This window comes from Rhizobium sp. 01L410, assembly GCF_056400165.1.
Genome location: NZ_JBFTST010000004.1, coordinates 468091 through 478991, shown reverse-complemented (window position 1 = coordinate 478991; position 10901 = coordinate 468091). Strand labels below are relative to the sequence as shown.

Sequence of the window (10901 nt, the reverse complement as noted above, 5' to 3'; positions counted from 1 at the left end):
CCGAAAGCCTGGGAACAAATCAGCCTCAAAGGCCAACCTTCAAGAAATCCTAGAGCGAAAGACTTCGTCGCCTGCAGCGCCGCCGCCCTCGTTCAGTGACGCGGCTTATACGGCTATCACCGCTGAGCAGTCAACACTGACACGTAAAGAATTCCAATGTTTCGTGTAACTCATTGCAATTGTACGATAATTCGAAATGGATGGCGCGGAGCACGATGATGGACGTGCTGAAAGCAGCCAGAGCGCCCGGTATTTGCCCGCTTACCCCTTCAAAATTGTGGGGCGCCATCATTCTGCCGTGACAGGAGCACAATCGATACGGATAAGGACGCAGCATTCGAGCCAGTTTCAGGTCTTACAGTCATAAGGCACCTGATTTGACTCGCGTGCGCAAAATATGCACATCTTCAGGCCCAGCCGGTACGGCCCCGAAGAAGCCCATGAAAGGACGCGGACGCAGCTGCCATGATGACGGAGAAGATGATGATCCGCTCGTTGGGCAACGAGCCGCCGCTTCTCGCCGATGGCAGGCGTGCGCCCGACAAGCGCGAGGTTTCGCTCCGCTGGCTTTCCGGCACCTTTCTGACGGGTATCACCTCGAGCATCCTGATGGGCGTCGCCCTGTTCGCCGCCCTTGACGGCCGCCAGCAGCTGGCGATCCCGGCGGAAGCCTATGCCAACGTCAATGCAGACAGCCATGACGATGCCGCGGTAACCCGTGGCGGACGGCTGATCGCGCCGGCAATTGCCGCCAAGCCTTCCGACAAGGCGATCATGGAAGTCTCGACAGTCGTTCACGATGGCGACAAGGAAGTGGTGCGCCGCCAGCCTTTCTCGCATGTGAAGATGCGCCTCGCCGCGAACCATGTCGCAACCGAGGATTATCCCGATTTCGACGCGCTCTCGATTTTTTCCGCTGACGAGCCGCTACCGGCACCAGCACAACGCACCGGCGCCATCTACGGCTCCGATGTCGAATCCGAAGTCGCCCTTAAGTCCGTGCCCTTCCCGACCGGCAAGAGCGACCTCAAGGTTGCCGCCGGCATGTCTTTGGAAGAAGTCGAAGAAAATGTCCGTTCCAACGGTTCCGTTCTAACGGACGGCTCATCGCAGGTGGCTGCGCTCTACTACGTCGATCCGCAGCGCTTCTCCAACGAAGACAACGATGTCGATCTGACCGCCGGTCTTTCCGCCCGCGTGCTCGAGCAGAACATGACCGTCTCAGCGCCTGAAACGATCACCCCGCAAACCGAAGAATTTGCCGACGATATCATCCCGGCGCGCCAGGATGTTCCGATCGCCAAGGCGCTGATCGATGCCGGCTATCCCGAGCCGCAGGCCACGATGCTGTCGGGCTACCTCTCTCAGCCGCTCGGCAGCGAAGAGCTCTCGAAAGGCGACGTGCTGCGCATCGGCATCATCCAGAAGGGCGAACAGGCAAGGCTGATCCGCGCCAGCGTCTATCGTGGCGCAAGGCATCTGGTCACCATCGCGCTCGATGACAAGGGCCGTTTCGTCGTCGCCAGCGAACCGCCGCATCTCGACGCTGTGGCGACCGCCTTCAGCGACGACACGCTGTCGGTTCCATCGGGCCAGAATCTGCCGCGTGTCTATGACGGTATCTATCGGGCCGCTCTGTCCTACGGCATGACCAAGGACATGACGGCGCTGATCATCAAGCTTCTGGCCGCCAATGTCGATTTCCAGGCACAGCTGAAATCGAGCGATTTCCTCGAAGCGTTCTTCTCGGTCGCCGACTCGACAGGCAAGGCCACAGACGATTCCGAACTGCTCTATGTCAACGCCCGCTTCGGCGACACGGCGATCCGCTTCTACCGTTTCCAGGCCGATGACGGCAGCGTCGACTACTTCGACGAAGACGGCAAGAGCATCCGTCAGTTCCTGCTGCGCAATCCGGTTCCGAACGGCATCTTCAAATCCGGCTTCGGCATGCGCCGTCACCCGATCCTCGGCTTCGCCCGCATGCATACCGGCGTCGATTGGGCGGCACCCCGCGGCACGCCGATTATCGCCACCGGCAACGGCGTCGTCGAGAAGGCTGGCTGGGATTCCGGCGGTTACGGCAACCAGACGATCGTCCGTCATGCCAATGGCTATGAATCCTCCTATAACCACCAGAGCGCCATCGCCAAGGGCGTCGTTCCCGGCGCCAAGGTCCGCCAGGGTCAGGTGATCGGCTGGGTCGGCACGACAGGTGAATCGACCGGCCCGCATCTTCACTACGAAATGATCGTCAACGGCACCAAGGTCGATCCACTTCGCATCCGCCTACCCGGCGGAAAATCGCTGGATGGCGAGGCGTTGGCGAAGTTCCAGGACGAGCGCAAGCGTATCGATACGCTGCTCAACAACCAGCCGGTCGATCAGGTCGCAAGCAAGTAGCCTTTACTACTCCGGAGAGCGGCAATGCTCCTGATTGCGAGTAGAAATCACCCCAAAATTTTCGATTCAAGTAAAATCCGTTTGAAGTAGAATATTCGAAAGTGATTCGGCATCGGTTTAGCTAAATGATTTGGCGGGCGACATGGAATCGAGCGATACATTCGAAACGTGGGCATTGTGCAAGGCGCATGAAATCCTTTCGAAAGAAGGATTTCTCCTGATGGACGCGGCACAGGCCCTGGACAAGAAACGAACCAAATCCAACGCCTTTCTGCTGCGCAATGCCATTGCCCGCTCCCTGATGGAAGCGGCAAGCCTGCGCGGCGTTCAGGCGGCTGGCGAAACGGCCTGACACGTCGGAAGACCGCAAAATGACCGATCGGCGCGCATGAAAATGCCGTCCCGGATGTCTCGCGGGACGGCACATCATCTCATCATCAAGCGCGTGCGGTTTACGCCGCTTCGCTGACGGTCTGCCGGGTCCGGAACAGCAGCCGGTCGGAGCCATTCGTCACCTTGACCGTCGAACCATCGGGCACTTCACCCGACAGGATCTGTTCGGCCAGCGGATCCTGAACATATTTCTGGATCACGCGCTTCAGCGGACGGGCGCCATAAACCGGATCGTAGCCCTTGTTGGCCAGCCAGTTGCGCGCATCCTCGTCAAGATCGATGATGATCTTGCGCTCGGAGAGCAAAGCCACCAGCCGCTTCAGCTGGATATCGACGATTGCGCCCATTTCCTCACGCTTCAGGCGGTGGAACAGGATGATCTCGTCGATACGGTTCAGGAACTCCGGACGGAAGTGCGCCTTGACGACGTCCATCACCTGTTCGCGAACGTTTTCGCTGTCCTCGCCCTCGGAAAGCTGGGTCAGATAGTCGGCACCCAGGTTCGAGGTCATGATGATCATCGTGTTACGGAAATCGACCGTGCGGCCCTGACCATCGGTCAGGCGGCCATCATCGAGAACCTGCAGCAGGATGTTGAAGACATCGGGATGCGCCTTCTCGATCTCGTCGAACAGCACGACCTGATAGGGCCGGCGGCGAACGGCTTCGGTCAGCGCACCACCTTCATCATAGCCGACATAGCCGGGAGGGGCACCGATCAGCCGGGCCACGGAGTGCTTCTCCATGTACTCGGACATATCCATGCGCACCATCGCCGTCTCGTCGTCGAACAGGAAGCGGGCGAGCGCTTTCGTCAGCTCGGTCTTGCCGACGCCGGTCGGGCCGAGGAAGATGAACGAGCCGATCGGCCGGTTCGGATCCTGAAGACCCGCGCGGGCACGGCGCACCGCGCGCGACACGGCCTGTACCGCATCACCCTGACCGATCACCGACTTGGCCAGCTCGTCTTCCATCCGCAAGAGCTTGTCGCGTTCGCCTTCCAGCATCTTGTCGACGGGGATCCCGGTCCAGCGGGAAACGATATGGGCGATATTGTCGGGGGTCACGACCTCCTGCACCATCGCGCCACGATCGCCATCCTGCTTTTCCGCGTCGGTAAGCTGCTTCTCGAGCTCCGGGATCACCCCGTAGGTCAATTCGCCGGCGCGCTGGAACTCGCCCTTGCGCTGGGCGATCGCCAGCTCATTGCGGGCTTCGTCGAGCTGCTTCTTGATATCGGCGGCAAGGCCAAGCTTCTGCTTCTCCGACTGCCAGCGAGCGGTCAGGGCATCGGCTTCCTCTTCGAGATCGGTGAGTTCGGTCTCCAGCCGCTTCAGCCGGTCGGCGGAGGCGACGTCGGTTTCCTTCTTCAGCGCTTCGCGCTCGATCTTCAGCTGCATGATGCGGCGATCGAGTTCGTCGAGCTCTTCCGGCTTGGAATCGACCTGCATGCGCAGACGGGCAGCAGCCTCGTCCATGAGGTCAATCGCCTTGTCCGGCAGGAACCGGTCGGTGATGTAGCGGTTCGACAGCGTCGCAGCCGCGACCAGGGACGAATCCGAGATACGGACCTTGTGATGCTGTTCGTATTTTTCCTTCAGGCCGCGCAGGATCGAGATCGTATCCTCGACCGTCGGCTCATCGACGACGACGGGCTGGAAGCGGCGGGCAAGAGCCGGATCCTTCTCGACATGCTTGCGGTATTCGTCGAGCGTGGTCGCGCCGACGCAATGCAGCTCGCCGCGGGCAAGCGCTGGCTTCAGCAGATTGGAGGCATCCATGGCGCCATCGGCCTTGCCGGCGCCGACAAGCGTATGCATTTCGTCGATGAAGAGGATGATCTCGCCGTTTTCGGACTGAACTTCGTTCAGCACCGCCTTCAGGCGTTCCTCGAATTCACCGCGGAACTTAGCACCGGCAATCAGCGCGCCCATATCGAGCGCCATCAGCTTCTTGTCCTTGAGGCTTTCAGGGACGTCGCCATTGACGATGCGCAACGCCAGACCTTCGACGATGGCCGTCTTGCCAACGCCGGGTTCGCCGATCAGCACCGGGTTGTTCTTGGTGCGGCGCGACAGGACCTGGATGGTGCGGCGGATTTCGTCGTCGCGTCCGATCACGGGGTCGAGCCTGCCTTCGCGGGCCTCGGCAGTCAGATCGCGTGCGTATTTCTTCAGGGAATCGAAGCCCTGTTCGGCATTGGCAGAGTCTGCCGTGCGGCCCTTGCGGATTTCGTTGATGACCTGGTTGAGGCTCTGCGCCGAAACGCCGGCACTCTTCAGCGCTGCAGATGTCGAAGCCGAAGACTCGATCGCCAGCGCCTGCAGCAGCCGCTCGACGGTGACGAAGCTGTCGCCAGCCTTCTTCGCAGCTTCTTCGGCCGTCGAGAACACCTTCGCAAGCGGTGCCGCGAGATAGATGTTGCCACTACCGCCTGACACTTTGGGAAGCTTTGCAAGAGCGGCATCATTGGCGAGACGCGCGGCCTTGGCGTCGCCGCCGGCACGCTCGATCAGCGAGGCAGCCATGCCTTGATCGTCGTCGAGCAGCACTTTCAGCACATGCTCGGGCGTAAACTGCTGGTGACCCTGGGCCAAAGCGTAGGTCTGAGCGGACTGGACGAAGCCGCGAACGCGCTCGGAGTATTTTTCGATATTCATGCTGTACCTCCATGGATCGCCCTGCCCTGAAGAGGCACAGGCCGATGATTGAGATTGAGCTCCCTGAAAAGGCAAGCCCGGCTCCACCGCTATGGGATTTCGGCGAAGCAATCGGAGACGAATATGGTGGGATATCGCAGCAGTTTAAAGGGGGATTACATTGAAAAGCGGCAGCGATTGCTGCCGCTCGCTCAGGATTTTTCAAGAGCCGCGAAACGCATCGCGCAGAACGCCGAAGACCTATTGAAGCTGCGGCTTCTTGAGGAAGCTGTTGCGGTCGGCGGACTTGATGCGCAGCCAGGCTTCGCGCCCGTCGCGCAGCACGCGCATAGGGATTTCGGCACCGGCCGAACCGCTTTCCCAGACCTTGCGATAGAAATCCGCAAGTCCTTCCACTTCGCCGTCCCGGATTTCGGAGATAACGTCACCCCGCTTCAGCCCCGCCTTGGCAGCAGGACCATCCGGCGCCACGCTCATGACGATGACCTCGCCGTTGTTCTCCGCCGAAAAAGCGCCGAGCCAAGGCCGCGCAGGCTTGTTGATCTGGCCGCGATTGAGCAGGTCGTCGAGGATCGGGCGCAGAAGATCGATCGGCACCGTCATGTTGATATCCGCGACGTCACCATCCTTTGCCATTTGCAGCCGGAGCGAACCGATGCCGAGCAGCTTGCCCTCGGCATCGACAAGAGCAGCGCCGCCCGAGGAGGGATGGGCGGGCGCCGTGAAAATCGCCTCGTCGAGCAGATATTCCCAGTAGCCTGCGAACTCCTGTTTGGCGACGATATTGGCCCGGACGAATTGCCCAATACCATCAGCCAGCATCACCGGATCACCGACCCTGGCGTCCGATGAATTGCCGAGCGGCAGTGCAGGAAGGTCGAGCGCACCGAGCGCCTGGATCAGGCCGAAGCCGGTTTCCTGATCATAGGCAAGCGCGTGCCCGGCAACAACATGACCATCCTGGCGCGTCAGCCAGACCTCTTCGGCTTCAGTGATCAGGTAGCCGATGGTCAGCACAAGGCCGTTTTCGCGAATGACGACGCCGCTGCCCTCTCTGACTGTGCCGAGCGTGGCAGCGGTAAAGGCATCCTCGGCTATGGAGGAGCGAACGGCCACAATTGACCGCAAAATCTGATCTGTATTCATCTCTTTATCCTGACCGCAGATGCGCTGGCCGAAAGCGGGGCTGTCAGGACAGCGCACTGACATAAAGGTATGAACTGGGCGCCGCGAGCGCAAGCTTTGCAATCACAGATCCGTGCGGGGATGACACCCCGCCATGGCTAAGCCGGTGATTTTCCGTATCTATCAGCAGAAAATTCGGATATTCGCGATTCCGTGATCGCAATGAGGGGAAGCAGATGGAAACAAGCGACCGGGCCTCTGCCGTGCTCAAGCAGCATTTCGACCAGCATAGAACGCAGCTGAGCCGCTCGGAGCTTGCCGTTGCCGAATATCTGGTTGCGCTGCCGATCGACGTGCTGATCTTCAAGAGCGCCGAAGAGATTGCCTCCGATGCGGGCACCAGCGACGCCACCGTCATCCGCACGGCGCGCCGCCTCGGCTTCAGTGGCCTGCCGGAGCTGAAACGCGTCTGCAGCCGCACGATGGCGAAGACCATTCCGACCAGCGACCGCCTGGAACAGCGCTTTCGCGGCACCGGCAGCGAATTGCCGAAAGTGGCGCATCAGATGTTTGCGACAGCCCGCGAGGTTCTGACCTCAACCGAGGAGCAGCTCGATGAACACATGCTCTCCGCGGCCGTGTCGGTCCTGGAGGGGGCCGATACGGTCTGGTGTCTTGGAATGGGGACCGCCGAGATCGAAGCCCGCCATTGCGCCATGGCGCTCAGCCGCGCCGGATTGAGAACAAGATGGTCCGGCGCATCGGGCTTCACGCTTGCCAACGATCTGCTCGATCTCCGTGCAAGCGATGTCGTCGTGCTTTTCAATGCGGTGCATGAAACACCCGAATTTTCGATGGTTGCCAGCCAGATGAGCGAGATCGGCTGCAAGCTCATCCTCGTCTGCGGCGTTCAGCTGCGTGCGCTTTACAAAGATAAGGTCGATGCGCTGCTGACCTGCATCGGTTCGCCCTCCAAGCTCGCAAGCTGGACCCTCGGCGCCATCGTCACCGGCGACATGCTTGCCTACGGCGTTGCCGTCAGGAATCAGCCTCGTGCGATCGAGACAAAGCGCCGGCTTGCAGGCTTGCGGGCAAAGGTAGAGCGCAAGAACTGATGCGACAACCGCGGCAAATTTGTCAGCCACCCGCGGACATTCTTCCTCAATGCCTCGATCGCTTTCTAGAACGGGAAGACTCAACGAAAAAGGCCGCCCTCAAGGCGGCCTTTCTTATTCCGTTAGCAGAAATGCTTATTCCGAAGCGGCGTCAGCCAGTGCGGGAGCGTCGGCTGCGGCCTCGCCTTCACCCTCACCGCTGGCGCGGCGCGGACGACGGGGGCGGCTGCCGGTGCTGCGGCGGCGCGGCTGGCGCTCGCTCGACTGGCCGCCTTCCTCTTCCATCGAAACCTCGACAGGAATGCCCTCGATCTCAGGCTGCGGACCCGTGCCGTCGATAACCTCGGCAGCGACGGCCGGAGCCGGCGCTTCGCGGCGTGGCTCACGTTCGGCGCGCGGTTCCCGGGGCTCCCGCTGCTCGCGGGGTTCGCGTTGTTCACGGGGCTCGCGCTGTTCACGCTGCTGATGCTGTTCGCGCGGCTGCTGCTGATCGCGGGGCGGCTGAACAACGACGACATCGTCGTTATCGCCATCCGAATCGTCGCCATTCTCGGCGCCGTCCTGGTATTCGCCGCGCTCGTCGCGCTGGAAGCGCTCCTGCATCTGCGCCTGAGCACTCGCGATGATGCGGTTATAATGCTCGGCATGCTGAAGATAGTTTTCGGCCATGACGCGATCGCCGGAGCTCTGGGCATCACGGGCGAGCTGAGCATATTTTTCAGCAATGTTCTGGGCCGTACCGCGAACCTTTACGTCCGGACCCGAGCTGTCGTAGGTCCGTGTCAGCGGATTGCCACCCTTGCGGTTGAAGTTGTTGTTATTATTGCTTCCGCCGCCGCCATTGTTGTTGCTGCCACGCCCTCGACCGCGCTTGTTCTGCTGTCCTGGCCTCATCGATCGTTCACCTGAATTCTCTGTTTGTGTGGAGTTAAGGCACCGACCGCAATGCCGGAAACCGGTCAGAGCTTTCGTGCCGCAAGCATGATGCGCCTTCGCGCCGACCTGCCGCTTGTTCTCAAGTCATATTGACTGATTCACGCATTGGGTCGTGTTCAACCTTTGAAACTCTCGTTTAAAAGAGTGGACCCCCCGAGGCTGACCAAGTACCGAACGAATCTTCGTTCCTTCTTGGGTGCCCAACGCGTGAGCGCAACCTATCTTGCTTCCCGGGGAAATCCAAGCCTTTTCTTCGCAATAGCAATATCGTCCTGTTTAATGCTGCAATTTGTGGCTCAGACATTAAGTGCGAACACGAGCACCCGGTCATTCTGGCCGTAATCTTTGATGGACGCGAGACGCTGGAAGCCTGCAGCTTCGAAAACCGCAGTGACGTCGTCCCGCTGATCGTATCCGATCTCCAGTCCGACGATACCGTCTGGCCGCAAGAACCTCGCTGCATCCTTGGCTATCGCTCTGTAGGCGTCAAGCCCATCCGGACCGCCATCCAAAGCAGCCACAGGATCAAATTTCGTCACTTCGGGAGCGAGATCGTGAACGACCTTGGAAGCAATATAGGGCGGATTTGAGACGATCGCGTGAAAGCGCCCATCGATGTTCTCGAACCAGCTGGATTGCAAAGCCTCGAAGCGTCCCTGAAGCCCGTTTCTTGCGGCGTTTGCTTTCGCTGTTGCCAGTGCATCAGAAGAGATATCGCTGCCAATTCCCTTGGCTTGCGGGAATTCGCTCAAAAGCGCTAGGCATATCGCCCCCGTTCCCGTGCCGATATCAAGGATATGGAGATCGGCGCCCGAACTTGCAAGGCTCCTTAAATAGGGAAGCATCACGTCGACGAGGATTTCGGTATCGGGCCGCGGCTCTAACGTGCCTGCCGACAGCGACAGCGGCAGGCCGTAGAATTCACGCTCACCGAGAATACGATGAACGGGTTCGTGCTGCAGCCGCCGCTCGATGGCGGCGTCGATCGCCGCAATCCTGTCGTTCGCCGGAGCCTCGTTCGCCCGCGTCAGCATTTCCGTCGCCGAGAGGCCGAGCAATCCGGCCACGAGCAAACGGGCATCCGTTGCGGGATCGGCGATCCCGGCCTCCGTGAAGCGGCGGCGAGCTTCGGAAAGAACCGCCGAAACCGTTCGCCCGCTTTCCGTCATTGCTGTTCGCCGAGGCTGGCGAGCTGGCTTGCCTGATAGTCGGCCAGCAGCGCATCGACGACTTCATCGATCTCGCCGACCATCATCCGGTCGAGCTTGTAGAGCGTCAGGTTGATGCGGTGATCGGTGATGCGGCCCTGCGGGAAATTATAGGTTCGGATGCGTTCGGAGCGATCGCCGGAGCCCACCTGGCTCTTACGGTCGGCAGAACGCTCGCTGTCGGCCCTCTGGCGCTCCGCGTCGTAGAGACGCGACCGCAGAACCTGCATCGCTTTCGCCCGGTTCTGGTGCTGCGACTTCTCGGAGCTGGTGACGACGATACCGGTCGGCAGGTGCGTGATGCGCACAGCAGAGTCCGTCGTGTTGACGTGCTGGCCGCCGGCACCGGACGAGCGCATCGTATCGATGCGGATATCTTCCGCCCGGATTTCGATATCGATTTCTTCGGCTTCCGGCAAAACCGCCACCGTCGCGGCCGACGTGTGGATACGCCCGCCTGCTTCCGTCTCCGGCACGCGCTGAACACGGTGTACGCCGGATTCGAATTTCAGCTTGGCGAACACGCCGCGGCCAGTGATCGTCGCAATGATTTCCTTGAAGCCGCCGGCTTCCCCCTCGCTCGACGACAGGACCTCGACCTTCCAGCCATTGGCAGCCGCAAAGCGCTCGTACATGCGGAACAGATCACCGGCAAAAAGCGCGGCTTCGGAACCACCGGTTCCGGCACGGATTTCCAGGATGGCACTCTTTTCGTCGGCGGCATCTTTCGGCAGCAGCAGGATCTGGATTTCCTGCTCCAGCCCCTCGATCCGCTCCTTCACATCGGGATATTCAAGCTCCGCAAGCTCGCGCATATCGCGATCGACAGACTTGTCCTCCAGCAGCACTTCCAGATCGGCAAATTCATCCACGGCCTTCTGATAGGCGCGGATCTTGCCGACCACGGGCTGCAGCTCGGAATATTCGGAGGCGAGCTTCACATAGACGTCGGCCGCAGGACCGGCGGACATGCGCGCTTCGATCTCGCCGAAGCGGCGTTCCAGCTCGCGCATCTTTTCCAGGGGAAGCTTCGCCACCCTTCACTCCAATTCTTCTTATCG

The 10901-nt window shown here is 60.5% G+C and carries 8 protein-coding genes; 3 read left to right on the top strand and 5 right to left on the bottom strand.

Annotation, left to right across the window (positions count from 1 at the left end):
- Positions 1 to 465: 465 nt before the first annotated feature.
- Positions 466 to 2403 carry a M23 family metallopeptidase gene (locus tag AC1DV9_RS12010; protein WP_477947970.1) on the top strand — a complete coding sequence of 646 codons (1938 nt, stop codon included), beginning with the start codon at positions 466 to 468 and terminating at the stop codon, positions 2401 to 2403.
- Between the two features lie 220 nt (positions 2404 to 2623).
- Entirely contained in the window at positions 2624 to 2755 is a 132-nt protein-coding gene (locus AC1DV9_RS12005) for a hypothetical protein (protein WP_310296048.1), read from the top strand.
- Between the two features lie 100 nt (positions 2756 to 2855).
- Here AC1DV9_RS12005 and clpB read toward each other — a convergent pair whose 3' ends face one another.
- Together clpB and AC1DV9_RS11995 are read right to left on the bottom strand one after the other, a co-directional pair.
- Positions 2856 to 5456, bottom strand: a complete 2601-nt coding sequence (clpB, locus tag AC1DV9_RS12000; RefSeq protein WP_112517657.1) for an ATP-dependent chaperone ClpB — start codon at positions 5454 to 5456, stop codon at positions 2856 to 2858.
- Between the two features lie 240 nt (positions 5457 to 5696).
- Positions 5697 to 6602 (bottom strand): S1C family serine protease, encoded by a 906-nt coding sequence (locus AC1DV9_RS11995; protein WP_477947967.1) that lies wholly within the window; start codon positions 6600 to 6602, stop codon positions 5697 to 5699.
- A 215-nt stretch (positions 6603 to 6817) separates the two neighbouring features.
- Here AC1DV9_RS11995 and AC1DV9_RS11990 point away from each other — a divergent pair, with 215 nt between their 5' ends.
- Positions 6818 to 7696 carry a MurR/RpiR family transcriptional regulator gene (locus AC1DV9_RS11990; RefSeq protein WP_477947965.1) on the top strand — a complete coding sequence of 293 codons (879 nt, stop codon included), beginning with the start codon at positions 6818 to 6820 and terminating at the stop codon, positions 7694 to 7696.
- A 135-nt stretch (positions 7697 to 7831) separates the two neighbouring features.
- On the opposite strand, the gene AC1DV9_RS11985 is transcribed toward AC1DV9_RS11990, so the two are convergent.
- The 3 genes from AC1DV9_RS11985 to prfA form a co-directional block, all read right to left on the bottom strand.
- A complete protein-coding gene (locus AC1DV9_RS11985) occupies positions 7832 to 8590 on the bottom strand; it encodes a DUF4167 domain-containing protein (RefSeq protein WP_477947963.1) in 759 nt (252 codons plus the stop codon).
- 338 nt (positions 8591 to 8928) lie between these two features.
- Positions 8929 to 9801 (bottom strand): peptide chain release factor N(5)-glutamine methyltransferase, encoded by an 873-nt coding sequence (gene prmC, locus AC1DV9_RS11980; protein ID WP_477947961.1) that lies wholly within the window; start codon positions 9799 to 9801, stop codon positions 8929 to 8931.
- The gene (prfA, locus tag AC1DV9_RS11975; protein WP_112386083.1) at positions 9798 to 10877 is read right to left on the bottom strand and encodes a peptide chain release factor 1; all 1080 of its coding nucleotides are present in this window, start codon (positions 10875 to 10877) and stop codon (positions 9798 to 9800) included. Before prfA ends, prmC begins: the two co-directional genes overlap by 4 nt.
- Between the last annotated feature and the right edge of the window lie 24 nt (positions 10878 to 10901).

Bases quoted from the DNA above. Each gene is read 5' to 3' on its own strand.
- AC1DV9_RS12010 (WP_477947970.1), top strand. From the start codon at position 466: ATGATGACGGAGAAGATGATGATCCGCTCGTTGGGCAACGAGCCGCCG.
- AC1DV9_RS12005 (WP_310296048.1), top strand. From the start codon at position 2,624: ATGGACGCGGCACAGGCCCTGGACAAGAAACGAACCAAATCCAACGCC.
- clpB (WP_112517657.1), bottom strand. From the start codon at position 5,456: ATGAATATCGAAAAATACTCCGAGCGCGTTCGCGGCTTCGTCCAGTCC.
- AC1DV9_RS11995 (WP_477947967.1), bottom strand. From the start codon at position 6,602: ATGAATACAGATCAGATTTTGCGGTCAATTGTGGCCGTTCGCTCCTCC.
- AC1DV9_RS11990 (WP_477947965.1), top strand. From the start codon at position 6,818: ATGGAAACAAGCGACCGGGCCTCTGCCGTGCTCAAGCAGCATTTCGAC.
- AC1DV9_RS11985 (WP_477947963.1), bottom strand. From the start codon at position 8,590: ATGAGGCCAGGACAGCAGAACAAGCGCGGTCGAGGGCGTGGCAGCAAC.
- prmC (WP_477947961.1), bottom strand. From the start codon at position 9,801: ATGACGGAAAGCGGGCGAACGGTTTCGGCGGTTCTTTCCGAAGCTCGC.